The 24,091-nt window shown below is 52.6% G+C and carries 17 protein-coding genes; 4 read left to right on the top strand and 13 right to left on the bottom strand.

Going from position 1 to position 24,091, the window contains the following annotated elements:
* The first annotated feature begins 70 nt into the window (after window positions 1-70).
* Window positions 71-1,267, top strand: a complete 1,197-nt coding sequence (locus BMY11_RS10620; RefSeq protein ID WP_090574982.1) for a hypothetical protein — start codon at window positions 71-73, stop codon at window positions 1,265-1,267.
* A gap of 21 nt (window positions 1,268-1,288) precedes the next feature.
* On the opposite strand, the gene BMY11_RS10615 is transcribed toward BMY11_RS10620, so the two are convergent.
* From BMY11_RS10615 to BMY11_RS10580, 8 genes are all read right to left on the bottom strand, one after another.
* Window positions 1,289-1,879 (bottom strand): hypothetical protein, encoded by a 591-nt coding sequence (locus BMY11_RS10615; protein WP_090574979.1) that lies wholly within the window; start codon window positions 1,877-1,879, stop codon window positions 1,289-1,291.
* 22 nt (window positions 1,880-1,901) lie between these two features.
* Window positions 1,902-3,206: a plastocyanin/azurin family copper-binding protein gene (locus BMY11_RS10610; protein WP_090574975.1), complete on the bottom strand. Its 1,305-nt coding sequence runs from the start codon at window positions 3,204-3,206 to the stop codon at window positions 1,902-1,904.
* Between the two features lie 306 nt (window positions 3,207-3,512).
* Window positions 3,513-4,190 carry a hypothetical protein gene (locus tag BMY11_RS10605; protein WP_090574972.1) on the bottom strand — a complete coding sequence of 226 codons (678 nt, stop codon included), beginning with the start codon at window positions 4,188-4,190 and terminating at the stop codon, window positions 3,513-3,515.
* Window positions 4,191-4,218: 28 nt separating this feature from the next.
* Window positions 4,219-5,553, bottom strand: coding sequence for an arsenic transporter (locus BMY11_RS10600; RefSeq protein ID WP_090574969.1), 1,335 nt, complete (start codon window positions 5,551-5,553; stop codon window positions 4,219-4,221).
* Between the two features lie 323 nt (window positions 5,554-5,876).
* Window positions 5,877-11,663 (bottom strand): S8 family serine peptidase, encoded by a 5,787-nt coding sequence (locus tag BMY11_RS10595; RefSeq protein ID WP_090574967.1) that lies wholly within the window; start codon window positions 11,661-11,663, stop codon window positions 5,877-5,879.
* Window positions 11,664-11,831: 168 nt separating this feature from the next.
* Window positions 11,832-12,581 (bottom strand): amino acid ABC transporter ATP-binding protein, encoded by a 750-nt coding sequence (locus BMY11_RS10590; RefSeq protein WP_090575699.1) that lies wholly within the window; start codon window positions 12,579-12,581, stop codon window positions 11,832-11,834.
* Between the two features lie 37 nt (window positions 12,582-12,618).
* Window positions 12,619-13,293 carry an ABC transporter permease subunit gene (locus tag BMY11_RS10585; protein ID WP_090574964.1) on the bottom strand — a complete coding sequence of 225 codons (675 nt, stop codon included), beginning with the start codon at window positions 13,291-13,293 and terminating at the stop codon, window positions 12,619-12,621.
* 18 nt (window positions 13,294-13,311) lie between these two features.
* Window positions 13,312-14,121: an amino acid ABC transporter substrate-binding protein gene (locus tag BMY11_RS10580; RefSeq protein WP_256217417.1), complete on the bottom strand. Its 810-nt coding sequence runs from the start codon at window positions 14,119-14,121 to the stop codon at window positions 13,312-13,314.
* Window positions 14,122-14,324: 203 nt separating this feature from the next.
* On the opposite strand from BMY11_RS10580, the gene BMY11_RS10575 reads away from it, so the two are divergent.
* Entirely contained in the window at window positions 14,325-15,554 is a 1,230-nt protein-coding gene (locus BMY11_RS10575; protein ID WP_090574961.1) for a multidrug effflux MFS transporter, read from the top strand.
* Window positions 15,555-15,721: 167 nt separating this feature from the next.
* Window positions 15,722-18,580 carry a response regulator gene (locus BMY11_RS10570; protein WP_090574958.1) on the top strand — a complete coding sequence of 953 codons (2,859 nt, stop codon included), beginning with the start codon at window positions 15,722-15,724 and terminating at the stop codon, window positions 18,578-18,580.
* Between the two features lie 74 nt (window positions 18,581-18,654).
* Here BMY11_RS10570 and BMY11_RS10565 read toward each other — a convergent pair whose 3' ends face one another.
* The 3 genes from BMY11_RS10565 to BMY11_RS10555 form a co-directional block, all read right to left on the bottom strand.
* Window positions 18,655-19,791 (bottom strand): glycosyltransferase WbsX family protein, encoded by a 1,137-nt coding sequence (locus BMY11_RS10565; protein ID WP_090574955.1) that lies wholly within the window; start codon window positions 19,789-19,791, stop codon window positions 18,655-18,657.
* Window positions 19,792-19,902: 111 nt separating this feature from the next.
* A complete protein-coding gene (locus tag BMY11_RS10560; protein WP_090574951.1) occupies window positions 19,903-20,838 on the bottom strand; it encodes an AraC family transcriptional regulator in 936 nt (311 codons plus the stop codon).
* Window positions 20,839-20,893: 55 nt separating this feature from the next.
* The gene (locus BMY11_RS10555; RefSeq protein WP_256217402.1) at window positions 20,894-21,727 is read right to left on the bottom strand and encodes a sulfite exporter TauE/SafE family protein; all 834 of its coding nucleotides are present in this window, start codon (window positions 21,725-21,727) and stop codon (window positions 20,894-20,896) included.
* A 150-nt stretch (window positions 21,728-21,877) separates the two neighbouring features.
* Here BMY11_RS10555 and BMY11_RS10550 point away from each other — a divergent pair, with 150 nt between their 5' ends.
* Window positions 21,878-22,000, top strand: a complete 123-nt coding sequence (locus BMY11_RS10550) for a DUF4023 family protein (RefSeq protein WP_090574948.1) — start codon at window positions 21,878-21,880, stop codon at window positions 21,998-22,000.
* 22 nt (window positions 22,001-22,022) lie between these two features.
* On the opposite strand, the gene BMY11_RS10545 is transcribed toward BMY11_RS10550, so the two are convergent.
* Complete coding sequence (locus BMY11_RS10545) at window positions 22,023-23,606, bottom strand: flavin monoamine oxidase family protein (RefSeq protein ID WP_090574945.1); 1,584 nt, start codon at window positions 23,604-23,606, stop codon at window positions 22,023-22,025.
* A gap of 165 nt (window positions 23,607-23,771) precedes the next feature.
* Window positions 23,772-24,050 carry a hypothetical protein gene (locus tag BMY11_RS10540; RefSeq protein WP_090574942.1) on the bottom strand — a complete coding sequence of 93 codons (279 nt, stop codon included), beginning with the start codon at window positions 24,048-24,050 and terminating at the stop codon, window positions 23,772-23,774.
* Window positions 24,051-24,091: the final 41 nt, after the last annotated feature.

Below are 24,091 nucleotides of genomic sequence, written 5' to 3'. Positions count from 1 at the left end.
CACGGGTACTCGAATATAGTATCTGTATTCAATTCCTTATTTTTCCATGCATTAGAGAGGGGCATGTACGATGACTTTAAAGCAGGTCATTCAAGGCTTTACATGGATTGGCATCATAGGCTCACTGATTCTCGCTGGTGCGGTTACATACGAGTATTTCGATTCTTCGTCGATCTACCCGAACATCGTCGAGATCATTGCCTTTTGTCTGATCCTGCCCGGCTTTGCCGCTTCCTATCTCGTCCAGGCGGAACGGCTCGGACGACTCGGCTTCATCGCCTTCGTCGTCTTGACTACCGGTTATATTTTTTGCCTCGGCCTCAACTGGTCGGTAGCCTTCGTCAGCCCGATTTACGGGGATCTCGGCATTACGAACACGGTTAACGCGACAAGCCCTCCATATCCGCTCTTTCAGGGCATGGAGAGCTCGTTTCTTGCTTTGAATGTCGGCTTGCTGCTATACGGCATCGCGCTATTGCGCTCTGGCATTTTTGCCAAATGGTCCGGAATCTTATTCCTTCTATCGATTCCTGCGGGACTTGCACCGCCAATTGATGATAAGAACACCTACTTCTTCTCCGCCGCAATGATCTGGATCCTCCTTGCGAGCTGGCGTCACGATCCGGTGAAGCAGATGACGAGAAAAGTCGTGCGCCGCTTAATAGCCACTGGCTTATTTGGCTCGATTGTGAAGCTAATCGCCCTTACCTGGCTGTATGTGCAGCCGGATTCTATCGGATTGCATGCAGCGGCATTAATCGGAAGCAGCCTTATCCTGCTTGGCTTATTTGCCCTATATATCACGCAGGCAAACCGGCTTGGTCGATTCGGTTTCATTGCTAGTATCGCGCTGATTACAGGAGCCCAGCTCGCATTCGGCATTAATTGGTGCGGCACATTCATCGCCCCGATTCATCCCGAGCTCATACCTGCAGAGGCTGTTCCAGAACCCGCGAATCATATTTTCCCGTTCATCCAGGGTATGGCAGGCTCCTTTATTGCGTTTAACGCGGGGCTGCTGTTATATGGCATTGCGCTGTTGCGATTCGGCAAGCATGCCAAGTGGGCAGGCATTCTCTATTTACTCTCGATTATCGCTTTGCTTGCTCCACCGATGGACGACAAATGGTATTACTTCTTTTGCGCAAGCATCGTCCTGACCTCGTTGAAAGCATGGCACTGGTCTTCCGCAGAGTCCGCCGGATTCGAAACGGAGCAGCACGGCGAGCCGGATATCGGACAACAGCAAACGGTTCCTCTCCCTTAACCGGGAAAGGAACCGTTCGTTTCATTCCAGTGAGCTTGATTTGCGCAGCATTTGTACCCCCATCCAGAAGGCAGCGATTGGGAAGCCAATATAACTAATAAGGCCGAGTATCCCTACCCAGTTCGCAATCCCGGACGAGAGGCCGACGATAATAAGCAATGCTCCCGGCCAACGTGCCGTTGTGCTTCTTAACAGGATTGCGAGCCCATACAGAACCGGTCCTGCGGTGAACGTGTATGAGGAAGCGAGAAGAGCGTCGCTGATTGGCGACGGAAGATCTGATGCTAAGAGATCGTCTGCCACGAGGCCTGAATGCAGGCTATCAATAACTGGAAATGCAAAGTTATGGAGCATGACGGTGCCGATGACCCCAATCGTCGATGCCGTGAGGCCAAGAAAGCCGACGAAACCAAGAGCGCCTAGCCTTTCGATCTGGCTGAAGTACGAACCGAATAACCCGAACAAGACAAGTATCCAAGCAAGGATGGTCAAATAATCGAATGCGTCGGTCCCGTCATTCCCTGCTGCGTTTCCGAAGAAGCATGCAATCGTTACGAGCAGGCTCGCGATGCCGCACATCGCAAAATAACGATTCACCTGAGATAGCGTCATAGTATTCTCTCCTTAGCCCAAATTAAGAGTGACTCATTCCCGGCATATCTGAACCTTTAGGCGTTGCCGTGACTTTGTGCGCGGTAGCAGTAAAGGTTCGCGTTGTCTCGTTCCAGGCATACGAGCCCCCGATTGCCCGCACCACAGCCTCCGCTGATACGTAAGGCGTTCCTTTGAGGACATACGCTGCGGCCTTAATCGTTTTTCCGTTCGCGGTCACGACCCATAGCCTCGCCTTCTTATCCCACACTGCTTTGCCGCCGAAAGCTTTGGCGAATGAATCCGCAGCTACGAGCAGATTGCCGTTTATCCACTGCGCTTTTGCAGCAGTTCCGATGATTGCCTTGCCGTTGACGGTCAGCTTAACGGACGCTTTCGGCACGACGATGACCGTGCCCTTCATCATCATGAATGAATGCATGTAGCATTCGTATACGTACGTTCCTGTCTTCGTAAATTTGAGCGTGTACGTTTGATTCTGCATCATCATGCCGGAGTGCCGAATGCCTTTTCCGTCGAATATCGCCGATCCAACCGGACCCATATAGGCGGGGTTAACGCCTTGATCGCCCACAACATCGACGTTATCCGGTTTATTAAACGTCACCATATGCGGCTCATAAGGGTTCACATTCGTCCACGTCACCGAATCCCCCTCGCTCACGACAACAACATCCGGAACCATCCGCATGACGTTCATGCTCGCACTCGGTGTGCCCAATTCGACGTTATACGTCAGGCTGCCGTCCTTGTTTGCCGTATAGACGGCATCATGCGGCTCGGCTGAAGCTTCCACTTGCAGCACAGCCTCCTCCTGGTGCGCCGTGGCCGACTGCTCTTCTTTCGATGGAATCGCTGTGCCTTTAGGCAGAACGACAATCGTCCCTTTCATATTGGAGTGGATCAGACAAAGGTAGACATAAGCCCCACTGTTCGTAAATGTGATATTGTACGTCCCAGGTGCGCCGGGAAACAGAAAGCCGGAGCTTAAAAACTGTCCATTGTATACCTCTCCGCTTGGTGCTGTAGGAGCTGCGAGATTGAAATTCGGATCGGACATGACTTCACCAATCGTTTTGTCCCCAAGAAAGGTAACGGTATGCGGATAATTGCCTCCGTTGGAGAATGCGACTGTATCCCCCTCATGCACATAAGTCGTACCTGGGAAAAACATGTCGATCGAAGCGCCGGCCGCGTCATTCCCGTTACCGACGGCAACGCTCCAAGTCTGTGGTCCGTCCGCTGGCGCCTCCGCAAGTACGGACACTCCAGTAAAGAAGAGGGCGGTCATTACGATAAGCAGAATCGCCAAACTTCTTCTAAACATTCGTTCAACTCCTTCTTCCAATTTGTTCCCAGTATAAGCTCCTTTTTCGAATCGCAGGAGGATGAACTTTTCTCACCCCCCAGCAAACAAAAAATGGGCTGTCTCCTCAGCAGCCCGCTAAATCATCTCTTACCTATTTTTAACGCGCCAGCTTGTCTTTGCGGACAAATTACTCACGCTATCTCTCTCTCGTTTACATAAACTGTCGTGTGCATGAATCTCTTTTCGGGCCTTCTACTGAAGGTCTCTTTTTTTGAAGGATAAGAGCATAACGAAAGCGTTCATACCCGCAGCCTCCTGCATGGCCTACTTCGGTACAATCATCGTCTTCACGTGCATGAGATTGAGCAGTGTGCTGTTCCCGTCTGCATCTACAACGTCGATGATGCCCCCGGTTACTCGCTTAATAACGCCGATCCTCTCGGATGCGCCGCTTAGGTCAATGACCGCCATCTTGCCTACCTCTTTCTTCAGCGTATCCTCGAACGTCTTGCCGAGATTCGGCTGTGACTGCCCCATCGGTGCATTACCTGTACTCCGTGCATAAGGAACATGCGACGTTGGATAAGGAATCAGCCATTTCAAATGGTTCAAAGAGACATAGACTGTACCGTATATCGGCGAATAGAGTGTAAAATAATCATTCATAACGCCGTTCAAATAGCCGTGTATCGACTTATTGCCGCTGACGTATATCTCGACGAAGAGCCCTTTGGCTTCCTGCAATATTTTCGCTGTAGTCAACTCTTCCACTTGCAGCCCGATGGACGACTCGTCAGGCAAGCCTCCGCTCTCACTTCCTCCCCCAGACGAAACATCTGCCTTCAAATTGTGCACATGAGCAAACGGAATGTAGAGATACCGCAGATGATGCAGCAAGACGACAATATCGAGACCGACATCGATCAGCTTGCCCGATAGCGGGCGCTTACCTGAAACCTCGATTACGACCTTCTCACCGATTAACGACATGAGATCATTCAAACCAATAGCCCCCTTTCCATTGTAAAAGTTAAAATAACCAGGTAACCCAGTAGTTCAGCAGCACAAGCGTGAACAGCACCGTAATCGGAATAACCAGTATCGTTACTTTCAAGTATTGGCCCCAAGTAATTTTCACGCCACCTCTCTTAATAATGTGCATCCACATGATGGTGGCTAATGTACCAATCGGCAGCAGGAGCGAGCCGATGTCGCTTCCGATTACACTTGCGAGATAGGAGATTTTAAGTGTAAGCGGGTCGAGTCCCATATTCGTTAAGGTGAGTGTGCCAACCATTAAGGCCGGATGATTATTGAACATATTGGACAAGACGCTGAGCAGTCCGCCCATCAATACGCTCGCATGCAGCAGGCTTCCTGAAACAAGCGGCTGCATGAAGTGGATGAGCCATTCGGTCAGGCCGATATTCTTCAGTCCATAGATGATGACATACATACCGAAAGCGAAAATCAGGATATACCACGGCGTCTTCTTCAGCATATCGACCGGCGGTACTTTAAGGTACATCCAGCGCCAGGCGAGCAATAACGATGAACCGATCACCGCCATCAGTGATACGGGGAAATTCACAAACGAAGCGACGAACAGACTAACACGAACGCAGAAGACGAAGATCAGGATATTACGCATAAGTTTATTGCGGTTTTCCTTCGGCGGTGCCACCCCTTGAAGCGGATGACCTCCGGGTGTTAGCTTCCATGCGGGTATTTCAGGCAGCCTCTTCGGCAATGTGCGGTAGAATATCACGAATAACAGGAAGGTGAGCAGCAACAGCCCGAGCGAGGCAGGAACGAACATCATCGCGGTATGCATGTAGAGGCTCATGTGGACAATCTTGAGCGCGATGAGGTTGACGATGTTGCTGACGCCGATTGGCGCGCTGGATGCGGTGGCGATTAATGCGCCGGAGAGGAGATAAGGAATTTTCTGATGATTTTTGAGCCCCATGCTCTTCAGAATCATGAGCAGGATCGGTGTGGTGATGAGGATGCTGCCGTCGTTATTGACGAAGAGTGTCATGAGAAAACAAAACAGGTTCGTTAGCCAAAACAAGCGGATGCCGGAGCCTCGCGACTTGCGGGTCAGAATTTCGGCCGCCCAGTTGAAGAAGCCGAAGCTTTCCAGTACGATCGCCATGACGATGGTCGCCATAATCGTAATGGCGGCACCGCTTATGGTTTCTGTAATGGCCCCGAGGTCGGAGAGCGATACGGTTCCGGTCAGCATCACCAGCGCGGCACCGACGGTGGCCGGTATCGCCTCGTTAATATTCGGTTTCCAGAAAATGAAGCCGATCGTCAGGAAGAATATACTTATGGTTAGGATTTCCATGATGTCGTGCATGCTTTACCCTCTTTTCAAGATTCTCTAATCTATCTTCTATTCTCCTTTCGGAACCTAATTGCAAGAGCCCATCCTCAGGCTGCTATTTTCATAGATTCGCTCCCTTCGTATGCCTGCTATAGCAGTTATGTACTGTATGTATATGTACATGGCAGATGGCTCGTACTGGTCAATACCCCCAACTCTATGAAAACCATCTCCTATCAAGTATGGATATACATCTCTGATTTATAGTTGTACGGTGCAGATAAGTGCCTAGAGCCTATTTCTTGCAGACATAGCAAAAAACCCGCTTCTCCATGATGGAGAAACGGGCTGGCCTGCTAGTTTATGAAGCCGACTGATGTCAGCCAACGTTTGAGCACAACCGCTGCTTCCGCGCGGGTTGCATTTGATTTTGGTGCAAATGCGCCTTCTTTATTGCCTTGAAGAATGCCAGCACCTGCCGCTTGTGCAACGGCAGCCTGTGCCCAGCTTGCGATGCTGTCTTTATCTGTGAAGGTAAGCGGTGTTTGCTCACCTTCCGCTTTGCCCGCAAACTTAAGCGCGCCAGCTAGCATAACCGCCATCTCTTCACGCGTAATCGTTGCGTTCGGGGCAAATTGGTCCTTGCTGCGTCCCTTCACGATGCCTGCTTCTACAACAGCGTGAACAGCGGTTGCATACCATTTGTCCGCAGGTACATCCGTGAATGACGTTGTTGTGTTCACCATTTCCAGACCGAGCGCTCTTGCCAGCAACGCCGCAAATTCTGCACGCGTTACCGTGCTGCCTGGCGAGAATTGCTCTGCAGACATTCCTTTAACGAGCTGCCTTGCAGCGAGCAGTTCAATTTCATCCTTCGCCCAGTGAGCGGCCACATCGGCAAACGATTTCGGTGCCAATTGGGCTATACCGTAGAGACTTGCATGCGGTGCAAAGATAGAAGCTTCTACTAGGCCATCTTTATTCGACACGGTTGCCGGGATAAAGGATAGCTCTCCCGTAATCGGATCAATCAGTACAGCCATATACGACTTGCCGCTATCTTGTCCGTCAACTGCAATTGTTCTTGTCACATATATGCTGCCGAAGTTCGTCAGCTCTTCGGATTTACCGTTCGCGCTAACCGTCACCATGAAACTGACCACACTGACAACGTTCAAGTGATGTGCTTTAGCGCTTTCGTCAATGCTCTTCTGCTGCTCAGCGGTTGGTGTAGACATCGAGATTGTGACGGTCATGCCGCTGAGATCGGAGCCTAGCTTATCCGCAGCGGCCTGCAAGTCCGCTGCGCCAATCGGCAGCTTAAAGCTTGAGTTGCTGGCCTCGATCGAAATGACTGCATGTGGATTAGATGCTGCCGCAGCAGCAAGTACATCCGAAGGCAAGTCAATATCGATGCTATCCGCCTCTTGCTCCACTTTGATGATGATCGTTTGCTTGCTTTCATCAGATTTCTGGAGCATATCGAACGACTTGGCAAGATCAGCCGCATTAGGCGCTACCGTTACATGCTTCTTGCCATCTGCCGATGTATCGACATGAATCTGACCTGCGCCAGGCGTCAGAACAACACCATCGTCGCTCACCGTTACCGTATTATCCGGCACAGGCGGAATGACAACTTGCGGTGCCTTTGATGTCGTAACCGCAACCACATCGGAAATCCGCGTTTCCGGGCCGCCAGTTACAAGTAGTCTGAAACCGTAGGCTTTGCCCGGAGAAAGTTTCGTTACGGTAACTGTCCCGCCGGCAAGCGGAATCGGTTCCTCTGTAACAGAGGCCGTCCATGTCGCGCCACCGTCCCTGGATTGCTCCAGACTTACGCCGGTTGCGCCTGCAGGCATCTTCAGCTTCAATTGCGCAGTAGTTTCACTAGCCTTTGTTAGCGTTAATGGATCGGCTACTCGCAGTAAATTATTCTCAACAAAGTGCAGATCCGTCTCGTCTACAACGCCATCTTTATTCAGATCTCCCGGCAAGGCGGGATCATCAGTCGCGCCCATCTGATTCTGGAGCGCAGTGGCATCGGCAGTATCAATCATGCCATCGCCGTTCACGTCACCGGCATAGTTCAGCATTTGTGGCATTATGCCATTCTCTCCAACCCATTCATCATACATGGATCTGCCTAGCTTAACCGAAGCTGTGCTCGTCAAATGGCCTGGAATTTCAACACGGAATTCGGTCTTATTCTCGCTGACTGGGATTTGGTCGAACATTACGCTGCCATTGGAGCTTATCACCCCATTGTACGTTTGGCCGTCTACTGTCGCAGTTGCTTTTGCACCGATTGTCGCGAAGTCCTTCGACCAATCCAATTCGCCATGGCCATCTTCATAGAAAGTCATTAAGGCTTCAGGGTATACGGAACCTTGAATCATAGAGTGTTTCGGTATCACTTGGTAGCCGTCGATTTGATTAAATACTGGAATTTCAGTAGGCTCTTGCGCTCCAGCCTTCGTATAGTTGAATTTCTCGATATTCTGTTCAATGTTCATCTTGTCGAGACCTGTGTAGTTCTCGTCATCAACCAGTTTGAACGTCACATCAAGGAAAGGCGTATCGCCGTCAAATCCGGCAAACTCATTCCCGGATACGGAGGCGCCGACATTTACGATCTTCTTGCTCGTCCACACTTCGTCATCACGAATAATCGGTTCATCCAATGTGACGGTCGCTCCCGCTGCATCTGCCATGGCTTGAAATGCATCGTTGACCTTCACATTCTCAAACTGCATGAACTGGTAATAGCTCACATCGTACTTACCTGCCACGAGATCTTCGACATTGTTCAGATTGAGCGTCATTGTGACTTCGTCGCCCTCGTATAATCTGTCCTTGTCGTAGACAGGCACAACATAAGGCGAGCCTGCTTTAATGAAGCCGTAATGCTGGAAATCGGCAATCAGATAGCCATTCGTCGCCAAATCAATCGGGAATAGGGCAAGCGTCATTGGCTTATCCTGCAGCGTTTCCGGATCAATGAGATCGTCCCTTGTGATGCCGAACTTCACATTGCCGTTCGCTTCCACTTTAAAATCATCATACGATTCCGAGATCGTATTCAGATAGTAGAACAGATGGTTAGCAGATTGCGTAATGCCAAGCGGCGCCAGCTTTGCAGTTCCTTTGTCAAACAGGTTTGCATGAATCCAAATCGCATCCGTGCTCGTGCCATCGAACTCTTCCGTCGTAAACATAGAGTCCGTTACTTCATAGACGCCTGGCGGTTTATCAAGGAACTTCAGCTGAGGACGCGTATTATCGATGATAAACATTTGGTCTTTCGTAAAGGTGCGTTCCTGTTCATCCTTCGCAACCATTCTCAGTGAATAGTCGCCTTCCTCCAGAAGCACTGGCTCAGGTGAAACAACTCGGTCAGAAGGATCCCCGATATACGGATACATCCACTCCCCTACCATGACCCAGAGTTCCTGATCAAGCGGAGCGTCCGTTGCATCGATCACCTCCGGCGTGAACGTGCCGATTGGATTGCCGTGCTTGTCCATAACAACCGTATCGATCTCCTGCATCGGACTGTTCAGTGTGAACATCATAAACTTCTGAGTATCCTGAAACGGATGGGCAACAGCCGGATACTCCGACATAATTGCAGGATTTGTCATATACATGCTATTGATACCCGGTTCCACGACTCGGATGGCAAATGGAAGCTGATAATGCTCTTCAGCATTCTCCGCATTCGCAAGATGAATATAGCCTTCGTATTTGCCTTTAGCCGCCGTCATCGGGATGACAATGTTCACGTTCACCGGAACCGATGAGCCTGCTTCAACCGTAACGGTGTCCGTTCCGTTCACGTTTACGGTCACATTGTTAGCAGTCGCGCTTATAGCACCTCCCTCATAATACTCACTCGAGAGGGTAAAGGTTTTGTCCGTATCACTGTTATTCGTAATCGTCATTTCGCTGCTATCTTTCATATCCTTTCCTTCATTTGGAGCTAAGGTGCCGTAATTAATCAGACCTGACGGGTTATCAATCATAATCGGCAGCCCATTCTCATCTTGACTCCGCGCCGTGTTCAACACTTGGATGGATACCGTTGCATTCACTGCTTCAGTGACGTCAACCTCGCCTGCGCCTACTTGGTATACGGAGTAATCGCCGTTCAGATCATCTGCCGTATTCATCAGCGCAGCTCTGACATCAAACGGCGTAAACAGCTTCTTGTCTTCATTCGGATAGAGGTCCCGATGATGCTGCAGCATCAGTGCAACAATACCTGCTACATGCGGCGTTGCCATCGAAGTACCGGAAATACGCGCATACGCATGCGAGTAATCAATACCTGTTTCCGGACTGTGAATATACTCAGGATAGGTGGAATAAACACTCACACCAGGTCCTACAACGTCCGGTTTAATGTCATTACTGCCGTTAACCGGGCCTCTGCCGCTGAAATCAGCCAAATGGCCGCCTTCGGTCTCGGTACTGCCTATAGAGCTGAACGTAACCGTCGGCTCCACCATCGCTTTCAAGTCCGCCCCAACTTCTTGGCTCGTGCGGAACGTCGGAATGTATTCCGTACCGTCGCCAACAAACGGAATTTCACCGTCTACGTTGTTATACATAATGGCAGCAACGGCACCTGCTTTCGCCGCGTTCACGATCTTATCGCTCAGGGTTAAATCCCCACGCTGAATCAATGCGATTTTGCCCGTAAGGTCCTTGCCCTCAAAGTCGGCCGCGCTCGCTAAGCCCACATCGACAAGCGGGAGCCCGATGTCCAGCAGGTCGGCAAGTGGGTTATAGTTGACTGCCATGACTTTCAATTCACTAAGTGGAACGGAGCCTGCTGCATCAGCAGCACTGCCCGTCATCGTTGCAATCGTCAACGCGAAGTCACTCGCGCCAACCGTAAGTGCAAGCGGTGCCGCACCTGGCGCGGTCACTGTTCGCTCACCGGGACCCATATTCCCTGCCGCCACTGCGCAGACGACGCCAAGCAGCGTGGCGTTGTTAATCGCAATGGATTCTGGTAAGAGCGCGTTATTCTCCATTACACCAAGGGAAAGGTTAATGACATCCATTCCATCTTGTACCGATTTATCGATACCTGCCATAATAGCGCTATCTGAGCCTTGTCCGTACGGACCCAATACGCGGTAAACATACAGGTCAGCTTCAGGCGCTACGCCTAGTGCCGGAGAATCCGTCGCAGCGTTCATAGCGCGAGCTGCGATTGTTCCGGATACGTGCGTACCATGATACGTATAGTAGGTGCCATCACCTTGATGTTCTTCCATTTCAGACGCTTGCCAATCGGCATACGTCGTTTCCATCGGATCGGCATCGTTATCGACTTCGTCCCAGCCTTTGACACTTGTTGGATCGATTGACTTCGGATCGACGCCATCTTGAGCGCGGTATCCTTTGTACGCGTCTGTCAAATCGGGATGATTGTAGTCGATCCCAGTATCCAATACGCCGACTTTAATGCCTTTACCGGTAATGCCCGCCGCATGGAGGTCATAAATACCGTTCAATGGGATGGTATTATTCGCGGAAGGCGCATCTAACGGCTGCACCGCATCAGTAGGTGCCTCCATTTCTTTCGGGTCCAGCTTTACGATACTGTCCTTGTAAATATGCTTCACGACGCCTGACTTCAGCAGGCTTTCGATCACATTGCCCGGCAGCGTCATGGCTACGCCATTGAATGCATGACGGTATTCCCTTGTAATTTCGACTTCGCCAACTGTGAAGGGCGTTGCTCCCTCGCCATTCTGGCCGGCAAGCTGCTGCACGAATTTCTGAAACGTCACGTGATTATCTTCAGCATTCTCAGCAGCCTCTCTCAAAGAGATGCGCACGCCCTCGGATGCTTGCTTCAATACTTCGATTTCTGCAGGTGCCTGCTTGAACTCAACGATAACCTTCGTAGGCGCGCTGCTCTTCGTATTTAAATCTGTTGACAGAACAGGCTGCTCAAGCTTCATTTGCTGAAGCGCTTTCTTCTGATCGAATGATAATTGGCTAATTAAACGAATAGCGTCCGAATGCGTATCCGACGCGTAAGCATAAACCGGAAGCGACATAGATAGAAGCATACTACCGACGGCTACTTTAGCTACTAATTTGTTCCATCTGCTTTGTTTCATAGCGAGTCTCCTGTCTCCAATAAGGAAAAGTTATAAATAGAAGGATTTCTATCCTATTAGAGTACTCGCTAGACTACTAGGCGTAAATGGGGGGAATTTGGCGCATAAAAATAAGCCGCATCCAATAAGAATGCAGCTTTTCGTTCATTATTTTTCCAATAAGAAGAACTAATAAACCTCCATAATCTTCGACAGAAACTGCTTTGTCCGCTCTTGCTTCGGGCTGCCGAACAGCTGCTCGGGGCGGCCTTCCTCTACGATAACGCCTTCATCAATAAGAATGATTCGGTCCGCCACCTCGCGGGCGAACTTCATCTCGTGCGTGACGATCATCATCGTCCGCCCCTCCTTGGCCAGCTCGCGGATGACCTTCAGCACTTCCCGCACGAGCTCGGGATCGAGCGCCGAGGTCGGCTCGTCAAACAAGAGCAGCTGCGGATCAATCGACATCGCCCGCGCGATTCCCACCCGCTGCTGCTGCCCACCGGATAATTGATGCGGGTAGGCGTCTGCTTTTCCCCCCAACCCGACCTTCGCAAGGAGCGTCAGAGCGCGCTCCTTCGCCTCCTCCTTCGACCGCCGCAGCGTCGTAACCTGACCTTCCATCACGTTCTGCAATGCAGTCAGATGCGGAAAGAGGTGATAAGCTTGGAATACCATCCCGGACTGCCGCCTGAGCGCAAGCATATCGGCCTGCTTCACCTTCACGCCGCTCGTAAACGCCATATTCGCTTCACCGATCGCAATCGTTCCCGAACAAGGCGTCTCCAGCACATTCAAGCAGCGCAGCAGAGTCGACTTGCCTGAGCCGGATGGGCCGATAATGACGAGCACACTCCCCCGCTCCAGCGTCAAATCGACGCCCTTCAGCACAGCCAGCTCACCGAAGGCTTTTGTCAGTCCGCGCACCTCGATCATCGCCATCGCTCATCACCACCTGTTCCCCTTTTACCTTTTACCGCGCCTCAAACCGCTCATAATATCGCTCCAACCTGCGCTGCAGCACAGCCAGCACCGTACAGAGCATGAGATAGATGAGCGCGACCTCACAATAAATAAGCAGCGGCTCGTACACCGCCGCCGTAATTTGCTGCGCCTTCCCGAACAGCTCGATGAACGTCACCGTTGTCGCCAGCGATGTATCCTTCACTAAACTAATGAACGAATTCGACAGCGGCGGCACCGACACCCGAGCAGCCTGCGGCAGAATGATCCGGCGCAGCGCCTGCACCCTTGTCTGCCCGAGCGCGAACGCCGCCTCCCACTGCCCAGGCGCAATCGAGATAATCGCCGCCCGGATGATCTCCGAGCCATACGCGCCGACGCTCAGCGTGAAGCCGATAATCGCTGCTGGGAACGGATCAATAATAATTCCCAAACTCGGCAGCCCGTAGAAAATAATAAACAGCTGCACAAGCAGCGGCGTGCCGCGAATAATCCACACATAGAAACGGGCTATCGCAGTCAGCACGGGAAAATCAGATATGCGCACCAGCGCAGTTACTAGCGCAAGCAGCAGGCCGAGCGCGAACGAAATTAGCGTCAGCGGTACGGTAAACGCAATCCCCGCATGCAGCAGAGGCCAAAACGAATCGACAAAAATATGCCATAGCCGCTCTCGATCACTCATAAAGACTAACCGCCCTCTTTACTTCGATACATCCTCGCCGAAATATTTTGACGAAATCTCCAGGTACTTCCCGTCCGCCTTCATATCTGACAAAGCTTTGTTCACCGCACTTACGAGCTCCGCATTGCCCTTATGGAACAACAGCCCGCTCTGCGACGCGTTGCTGGTCTCATCTACCACTTTAATCGGCACATCCGGCTTCTGCTTCTTCAGATCGAGGAAGCTCAGCTTATCGTTTATTGTCGCGTCGATCCGCCCTGATACAAGCAAGTCGATCGCTTGGTTGAAGCCATCGATCTGCACAAGCTCTGCTCCATTACCCTTGGCAATATCGCCAAGGTCGCTCGTAAGCGACTGCCCTGATTTCTTGCCCTTCAAATCCGCCAGCTTCTTAATGTCCGTGTTGCTGTCCTTCACAATGAGGACTGCCTTCGAAACGATATAAGGATCGGAGAAATCATACTTCTCCTGACGGTCCTCCCGAATCGTCACCTCGTTGGCGACCATATCGAACCGCTTCGCATCAAGCCCCGCCAGCATGCCGTCCCATTTGGTCTCGATGAAATTCGGCTTCACACCGATCCGCTTTGCCACTTCCTCCGCAATTTCAACATCGAAGCCGGTCAGCTTCCCGTCCTTATCGTGAAAAGTAAACGGCGCATAGGTCCCTTCCGTCCCGATCTTGATCTCGCCGCTCCCCTTAATGGATTCAAGTAGATTCGTGCCTGGAGCTTCCGCTACATTGCCTGAATCGTTCTTGCCGCACGCCGTAAAGGACAATAGCATAACAGCCGCCAGCCCTGTATAACGCATAGATCGCCAATTCATCATCGTGAAAAGCCTCCCTTTGCCAATCAGGGATAGTATGCCAGCTTCCCACTTGGTTCATTCCTCCTGCGCTCCCACCGTTTCGCTAGCACGCACGCACATTCGTTGACAGTCCATAGGGGCAGTTCTATAATGATCTTCATCCTGTAATCGGCCTGCCCAGCAAAGGCATTAATCACCGTAAGAGAGGAATTATTCGTTCTATGATAAACGATCCAACGACCAGCTTATCCGCTGCCATGCCCCGCTCCCGGCGGCTATGGACGGCAGCGGTGCTCGGCTCGCTCAGCGCGTTCGGTCCGCTCTCGCTCGATATGTATTTGCCAGCGCTGCCGAAGCTCGCGGGCGACCTGCATACGAGCACTTCGCTTGCGCAGCTCAGCTTAACAGCTTGCCTCATCGGGCTTGCAATCGGCCAGCTCTTCGCCGGTCCAATCAGCGATGTGCGCGGCAGAAGAGGCCCACTGCTGATCGGGCTCATCCTGTATGCCGTGTCCTCGCTGCTCTGCGCCATTGCGCCGTCGATCGGAACATTCATCGCCTTGCGCTTCATTCAAGGACTTGCCGGCTCGGCGGGCATTGTCATCGCTCGCGCCATTGTGCGCGACTTGTACACCGGCCCTGAGCTGACCCGCTTCTTCTCGCTGCTCATGCTCGTTAACGGCATCGCGCCGATCGCAGCGCCAATAGTAGGCGGGCAGCTGCTGCACTTTACGACCTGGCAAGGCGTGTTTATCGTTCTCGCCGCCATCGGACTTATCATGTTCCTCGCCGTATTGCTCGGCTTACCGGAGACTCTGTCGCGTGAGCGAAGAGCTCAGGGCGGCATATTGAACACGGTTATCACGTTCCGTCGGTTATTGACCGACCGCGTGTTCATGGGCTACGCGCTTGCGCAGGGCTTTGTCATGGCAGCCATGTTCGCGTACATCTCTGGCTCGCCATTCGTACTGCAGGATATTTACGGCGTATCGCCGCAGATGTTCAGCGTCTGCTTCGCCATCAATGGGCTCGGCATCATTCTCGCCAGCCAAGTGGCTGGACGTCTCGCAGGCCGCGTGAGCGAAGCGAAGCTGCTTGTCATAGGCCTTGGCATCGCCGCAATCGGCGGCGTCACCTTGCTCGCCATGCTGCTCGCTCATGCCCGCCTAGTGCTCGTGCTGATCCCGCTCTTCTTCGTCGTTGCAAGCGTCGGGATGGTCTCGACGATGGGCTTCTCGCTTGCGATGCGGAATCAAGGGCAAGCGGCCGGTAGTGCATCGGCGCTGCAAGGACTCATGTCCTTCATGTTCGGTTCAATCGTTGCCCCATTCGTCGGCATCGCCGGCAGCGGGACGGCAATCCCGATGGGCCTTATCATTGCCGCGCTGGATGTCAGTGCCCTCCTGCTTTACTTCCTGCTCGTCAGAAGAGCTGGGCCAAGATTGGCTTAACTTCATACACAGCAGTACCCAGATCCCTTCTGCATGAAGGGATTTTTTTCATCGATAGCTGCTTTTGCTTCCTCTCCAAATCTGCCATCTCTTGTAAACAAGTCCTATACAGCTAATCCCGTTATGCGTTACAGTAGATAGGACATCCTACTCGGAGGTAATCGCGTATGCTTAGGGACCTAATACTCAATTTCGCTATTTTGTCGGTCTATTTATTCTTCGTCTCCCCCTTCTTCATTCGCGATGAACGCAGTCCGAAATCGACATGGAAATATAAGCTGACCGTAGGCGCGGTGTTCGGCCTTCTCGGCATTATCTTGCTGTTCTTCAGCATCAACTTTAGTAGTAACGCACCGCTTAACATGCGGGGCATCGCCCTAATGATGGCCTCTTACTTCGGGGGACCGCTTGGAGCGACTGTAGAGCTTATCGTTGTTTATGTCGGACGCCTCCTGAAGGAAGGTTCCATTGACCCGCTGCAGATGGCGATCGGCTTCTCAGCTGCGATCGGCACCGGTTATCTGTTCCAACGTTTCAAGCATTACTGGTCCAGATGGATCATCGGTTCATTATTTCTTCTCAATTACTACTACTTCGCGCTATGGCTTACGAATCAAATTTCCTTAGAGACCGTCTGGTCATACATCATCAGCCAAGCCTGCTACTCCCTCTTTATCGCAGCCTTTCTCTATTACTTAATCCACAACCACCACAACAAGAAACGCATCGCACAAGTGGAGCAAGATATGATCAGCATGCTGCGTATGCAGCCTGGGCTTACGTTCCGCTTCCAGCGCAAGCACGGTACCTACTATTACAATCTCGCGGAAGGGCAACTGCTGAAGCATCTCGGACTTCTGCCTTCCATGCTGTTCAATAAATCTTTTGCCGAAACAAGCCTGTTCCAAGACGACTTTGCCGATTTCTTGGACCAGAACTATGCCAGGTTCTCCATCGACGAGACCATCTCGTATGAGACGACAATGGCCGGAACCGCCGTACATGTCACCTTGCAGCCGGTCATTCAGAACGGACAGCTAATCGACATTATAGGGAACGCGATTAACATTACTGATCTGCAGAAAAGGAAGGAAGCCGATGACTCCAATCGGGCCAAAAGCCAATTTCTCGCGCAGATGAGCCATGAAATCCGCACACCGATCAACGCCATTGTCGGACTGAATTATATTTTGCAGCAGTCTCGGCTCGACAATCAGCAGCGCGGCTATATTGACAAGATCATTACAGCAGCGAAGAGCCTGCTCGCCATCGTCAACGACATTCTGGATTTCTCCAAGATTGAAGCAGGCAAGATCGTTCTAGAGAAGGTCGAATTCGACCTGTACGAAGTCCTGCACAATGTATCGAACATGATGAGCTTCAAAGCGAATGAGAAAGGGCTGCGGTTCCACTTCTTCGTCCATCCCGATGTGCCACAGATGCTTGTGGGCGATCCTTTCCGGGTGCTGCAAATTGTGCTGAATCTGGCTAATAATGCGGTTAAGTTTACTTCGCAAGGACAAATTACCATTTCGGTCAATCGCATCTCGCAGAGAGATCAAGCGTCGATGCTGGCCTTCACGATTCGGGATACCGGCATCGGCATGAACGATGAGCAGCTGGGCAGTTTGTTCAAAGAATTCACACAGGCAGATATGACAACGACACGCAAATTTGGGGGAACCGGACTCGGACTGATTATTAGCAAAAATCTGGCGGAGCTAATGGGAGGGACAATTGAGGTAGAGAGCAAGGTGGGCAATGGAAGCTGCTTCACTTTTACGGCGCCTTTCACTGCGGCTGCAGCATCTGCTGCTTCGGTGCAGGAAGTCAGTCCGCAGCTGACATTTCTGCGCGTCCTTATTATCTGTGATGACAGCCAGATGCAGCAGGTGCTGCGCAGTCAGCTCGAGCAGTTCCAATTCGTCGTCAGCACTGCGGAAAGTGTGGACGACGCCTTGCAGAACATTGCCCGCGGCGGCATGTATGATTTGATCTTCCTCGATTGGAGGCTGGAAGGCGTGAACGTGCTCCAGCTAGCCGACACGATCCACGAGACGTTCACGTCGCCGAGCCAGTCGATCATCTTAATTAGCGCCTACCATGAGTCGGAGCTGCAAATGGCAGCACAGTCGGATTCTGTTGCTAAAACATTGCTTCATCCGATTAGCCAGTCCCAGCTTTATAATGAGATCATCACTCTGTTCCGGCCGCACTTCTCTACGAAACGGTCGACATCCGATTATTCGATTCAGTTCGCATCACTGAAGGATGCCACCTTGCTGCTCGTCGAGGATAACGAGATTAATCAGCTCGTTGCCAAAGAGCTGCTGCGTGAAGTCGGCATCGAAGCCGATGTCGCGAGCAATGGTGAAATCGCCGTCCGTTATGCGAAAGAACGGCGGTATGACGCGATTCTGATGGATTTGCAAATGCCAGTGATGGATGGCTACGAGGCGACCAAGGCGATCCGCCAATCGGCTGAGGGCAAAACCATCCCGATTATCGCGATGACCGCGGATGCCATGAAAGGCGTGGAGGATCAAGTGCTATCTATCGGCATGGACGGCTATTTAACAAAGCCGTTCGACCCCATCGATCTGTACAGCATGCTCCAACGGGTACTGAAGCGGACGCAGGAGCTAGAGCTGGCAACCGAGGCGGCTGAGGCTGAGGTTGCCGCCGCTAAGGCTGAGCCGCATCTCGACCAAGCAACTGCGGCCGGGCGACTTGGCGGCAATAGCGCCTTGTACCGCCAAATTATCGGGCTATTCATTAACAAGCACGCGTTGAGCCTGCATGAGGCGCGCGAAGCTTTCACTGCAGGCGACACGAAGTCAGCAGTGCTGCATGTCCATACGCTGAAGGGCGTCGCCTCCAACATTGGCGCTGACCGGCTCGCCGCACTAATGGCCAAGCTGCAAGCTGCGCTGCAGGCAGACGAGCACGCGGAAGCAAGCGTCCTCCTGCTGGAAGCGGAGCTAGAGCTGCAAGCGGTGCTGCTCGAGGCCAGCTGGATAGAATAAAGAAATAATGAAGCAAAAGGAGCGAGCACACGCTAAGGTGTGCTCGCTCCTTCTTTGCTTACTGCAGAAAGCCATTACTGGCTGCCGCCAAATACGCGACGAACTGCCTCTAGGTAAGCCATGCCGTGCTTCGTATCCGGCTCCAAATAACTGCCTTCGGTCCATTCATTCCAAGCATTGATTGTGAACGCCTTGAAGCCGTTGATGTCGCGGTCCAGGAACTCCTTCATCTGTTCAAGTGACTGTTGGAACTGCTCCGGCGTGTTACCGGACATCATGGCCATATGCGGATAGCCGAGATTCTCATAGACGTCGGACTGTATGGTGCGCGGTGAAGAGTCCCAGCCCATCGTTACATTCGGGAGATACGGCACACCGTAGGCAGCGCTGAATTTCTCCCAATCGCCCGCTGACTTCTCCGCAATCTCGGCATATGGCGTCTCTGGAAATATCGACAGCTCCTGATGATGAATCCACACGTACGAGGATACGCTGTCGATGCCGAGCGCCGTAATCATCTCTACCGGATTCGAGATTCGCTCCTCGCCCGGAAGAATTTGCACGCCCCATACGACTGCATTCAGATGCAGCTCGCCAAGCCCCGCTGCGCGTACGCGATCGCGGAAGTCATCCAGTGCCTCCTTCGTCGCGTCGATGCCGCCAAGCCCTTTGACAAGGCTCATCATTTCGTAGACCGAGAAGTACAGCTTGCCGTCCACGCGCCAGTAGTTACTGCGACCGAAGTACGTGCGGATCATATGATCCGTCGCCTCCGTGAACGCCGCCCGGCTGACGATGCCTTCGGCGAGCACATTGAACGGCTTGCTCCGCTGTGCCGGATGGATGTCAATCCAATCATGGTTCGCCCACATGAGCGTGAACTTCAAGCGATCACTGTTCGCTGCCTCGAGAAACCCCTTCTCTAGCGCGCGATCCAGATACGGACCATCCTCGTACCAGTACCAGTCAAAAATAAAAGCGTCAATGCCATGGTCAGCCGCCGCATCTATTTTGCGTGCCATTGCAGCAGGATTGGCTTCATCCTCATAGCCCCACAGCGGCACCTTCGGCTGCTCATGGCCCTCGAACCGAGGCGTCGCCTGCTTCGTCAGCTCCCACTCTGTCCATCCTTTGCCATGCCAAGCTTCGTTCCTCGGATCAACGTGATAATTCGGAAAATAATAGACGGCTGCTTCATACGGTTTGCTCATCGGCTGATACCCTCCTAGCGAATGGTCGTTCCACTAGGTTCATCCTACATCGACGGGATGATGGTGTATTTGGAGCGTAAGCGCTTCTTTTTGCACAAATGGCGAAAATAGCTACGATGGCGTTCCACGCAGCGAATCGCCATAAGCCCGCGGCGGCAGCCCTTCAAGCTTCTTGAATAGGCGGCTAAAATAATGGAGGTCGTCATAGCCGCACTCGGCGGCAACCTCCGCGATGGACAGCCCGCCCCGTCGCAGCAGCTCCTTCGCCCGCTCCATCCGAAGCGTCGCGAGATAGCGTGTCAAGGACAGCCCCGTCGCTTGTTTAAACAGCGTCCGCGCATACTTAGCCGTCATACCATAGCTGCGTGCAACGCCCTCAATATCAATCTCAGAGGCTTGTTCACCGCTGCCGCTGCCGTGTCGCATCAGCCCGATCATCTCCGCAATCATCGCCTTATGCGGGCTATCCTGCTTGATCCCCTCTGCCGTATGCGTCTCCTCGAGCAGCAAACCAATAATATCGAGCAGGCATGCACGCATCCTCGCCTGATAGCCAAACGGCCTCTCACTGAATAGGCCTTGCAGGTCAGCGAACCGTCCGGTTACCTTATGCGCTGCGCTGCAATGTACGTACGATGGCAGTTCGAAGTCGGTGAAGCCTAGCACCGGCCTCTCAAGCAACTCTTCTTGCACCGGCACTTCGGGCAGATTGGCATAGTCGACGCCAACATAGATTTCGTCGGAGAAATCCTGATCCTCGCCCATATAGAGCGGATCGAAATGGCAGGCGTAGTACGAGAACGAGCCTCCCTTCGGTACCCGACACGCATTAACGGTGAACGGAGGAATGACATGCAGATCGCCTGCCCGCAGCAGAAACTCCTCATCGCCAAGTGTGAAGAGCGCACTTCCACGCGTGAGGTAGATAAATTCATAGTCATAGATCACCCGGCGCGGCACGCGGTAATGCTCGTCGCCTTCGTTGTAGTGCACATGACGCACATACGGCGCCAATTGCAGCAAGCTTACACCGATTGTAGAAGCCATGAAGCGCGAGCCTCCTAACACTAACGAAATATGGAAAAGGTTTGCCTCAAATCAGCTATGTCATAATCATGCGGCATGCAAAGAACAGCAGCGCTGCGCACATAATCCGCACGAGCAGCACGCTGCCGATTCGGCGCGAGATAATCGCGCCCAGCCAGCCGCCCACCAGTGCGCCCGGCGCCAGCGACAGGACAAGCATCCAGTCCCACTCCCCGCGGTACAGATGGACGGCGCTGCCGAGCAATGCCGAGATGAAGATGACCGCCATCGAGGTCGCTGTCGCAATATGCGGCGGGAAGCCGAACAGCAGCAGCATCGCCGGAATGAGCAGCACGCCGCCTCCGATGCCGAGCAGGCCGGCAACAAGACCGACCACACCGCCAATCAACAGTGCCGGAAGTGCATTATAGCCGTAGTGCTGAGTCGCTCCGCTAGCATCCTTGTAGGTGCGGATATAGCGCCATTTTCCCCGGTACGGCCTGATCCGGCTGCGCAGCAACAAGAGTACAACCATCAACAGCATGAATATACCGAACGCACGGCGGAAGGTATCCGGATTGAAGAGCGACGTTAGGCTCGCCCCTACCATCGACATCGGCCCGCTTGAGATGGCGAAGAACAGTGCGCTGCGCAGGTCTGTCTTGCCCTCGCGCATGAAGGTCAGTGTCGACGAGAGCGATGTGAACACAAGTACGCCAAGCGAGACGCCAACAGCGAGCGTCGTATCCACATCCATGCCTAGCATGGACGGACCGAGAAGCAACAGCGCCGGGACAATAATAACGCCGCCGCCAAGCCCGACGATTGCGCCGAAGGTGGATGCGACAAGGCCAAGCGCGAACAGGACGAGCATCGTGGGCACGTCCCACAGGAAGGAGTCAGGATGCACGGAGTTTGAGCCTCTTTTCTGATCTATAAGTTCAAGTGAATAGCTACCTGTATTATACCTTAACCGGCAACGGATAGACTGCTCGAAGCTGCATGTTTGCCGCTGGCAGGGGCAGACTAACAAGCGCAAATATAGAAGGAGGGACAGCAGTTGGATCAAACGAGTGATTTTGTAAACAAATTGAATGATACGCAGTCGAAGGCCGAGCACAATAAGAAAGCCAAAGCCCCGGCGAAGCAGCTACAGAACAAGCAGCACAGCACGAATAAATAGAAGAAGAGGCGTCAGCCTGATCTTAGGAAGATCGACTGGCGCCTTTTATAATTCGCTCCGCAGCCTGTTCACCGCTCTCAACCGCTCCGTTCATATACCCCTGATAGACAACCGACGTATGCTCCCCGGCAAAATGGCAATTCCCCTTCACACCCTCCGACTCCCCTTCGATGCCTGCGAACTTCGTAAACTGGCCGATTTTGCGATAGGAGTAGGATCCGAGCGAGAACGGATTATGCACCCAATAATCGCGCGTTGCCTTCCCATTCCACTGTGCGGTAATGCCCGGCAGCAGAGGCTCGAGCTGCTGAAGAAACCGATGTGCCCGCTCAATTGGCGAACCTAGATTCGTTCCTTCCGCGATGTGACCACCTGTATATTGGACTAGAATGCCATGGTCCCCAAGCTGGCCCCGAGTAACATCGAATGTATTCTGATAGCCTGTGTCCGCGATCGTATCCCCATTGTTGCCAAGTCTCGCCCAATATCGCTCCTTGAATTGCAGATGGAGCTTGCTGTTTGCCCCCATGCCAAGCTCTTCGATTGCAGCCGTCTTCAGCGGCCGGAAGCCCGCACCGCTGTAGTCGACCGAGCTGCGCATGATGGAGAACGGGAGTGTCAGCACGACCTCATCTACCTCGATTTCATACGTTCCCCCCCGGTCTTGAAAGCTGAGTTGATACGTCCCATTCTGCTGCTCCACAATCGCAATCAGCCGATTACCTCTGCGAATATTGCCAGGTGCAAGCCTGTCCATCAGCCGGTGCACAATCTGGTCGTTCCCGCCTTTGACCTGATACCGCTCATCCGATATACCGAATATCGAGAACTTGTCGTCCTCTTCCACTTGTTCATGCAAGTAAATAAAGTTCAGCGCGCTCTGCTCCTCAGCCTCCGCTCCATATTCGATGTTGCAGGCAATATCAATCAGCTTCCCGAGCCTCGACTTCGCACCGCCTGGGACGCTTTCTTCAATCCAGTCAATAACGGACATCTGGTCCAGCTCAAGCGCACGGTGCGTGTACTGACTATACGTAGCCGGGAAGCCGGCTTGCTGCACATCCGCATTCAGCTTCGGAATGATCTGTTTGAAGTCAGCGGCAGCTTCAGCTAGCGTATAGGGCTGTCCATCAAAATAATAAAACGGCTCCGTTCCCGCCAGCTCCGACGCAATGAGATCCGTAGTCTTCAGGTCGAGCTCATCAATCAGCCTACGCAGCGCATAATGGCCCGTGTCGATCAGCATACCGCCCCGTTCAATCACTTGCCCTTCGTCAAAAGCGCCTCTTCTCGAATCGCAGCGGCCGCTGCTCCGACGATGATCCGCTTCAAAGATCGTCGCAGCAAAGCCCGCTTGCTTCAGCCGATACGCGCAGGTCAAGCCGGCAAGACCTGCTCCGACGATGGCGATTCGCGGAGCTGTGGATGATACGAGGTCCGGTGCAGAGTCCTGCCCAGACTGCGGCGCTGGTGCTATCGGCCTCGAAGGCCGCGAAGCAAGCGGGTGAGGCGCCCGCCAATGCCACTCCTCACCTCCCGCCGATTGCGCGGTAACGGTTTCTTTATATATCTCTCTGAACCAACTGGCTAACGCTGTATGCGGCATATTGAATAAGTTCCTCCCCTAGCTTCTACGCTTCTCTAGCAATCTACTACTTCATGTATGTGCTTGCTGAGCGTTAAGAGGAACGGCATCCGTGCAAAAGAATACAAAAAAAAGAAGCATGCCTCCGAATTTCAAGAGACATGCTTCTTTCTGGCGGTTGAACGATTAATCTTCGTAGCCTGCGATTCCTTTGTCCATCAAATAATCCATCTCCGCCTCGAGAATTCCCTCAACGGTCGGCTCGTCCAGCTTAATACCCGGACGGCTAAGGATATAATCGACGAGCTCGTCGCTGTCGATGCTCACTTCGCCGTTCGTATCTTCCGGCGCGTTGTTGATGAAATCCTGCTCAACCTTCAGCACCTGCTCAATGCTGGCCGGAGCGGCCTTCGTCTTGTTTGCGATGAAAGCGACAAGCTCCTGCATGTTGATCTGTTCGCTCATAGTTGTCAACTCCAATGTACGTTTTTGTAGGTTTATTGTAG

The sequence above is a fragment of the Paenibacillus sp. OV219 genome (genome assembly GCF_900110075.1).
Lineage (GTDB): Bacteria > Bacillota > Bacilli > Paenibacillales > Paenibacillaceae > Paenibacillus_Z.
This window is presented reverse-complemented; position numbering and strand designations above follow the sequence as displayed.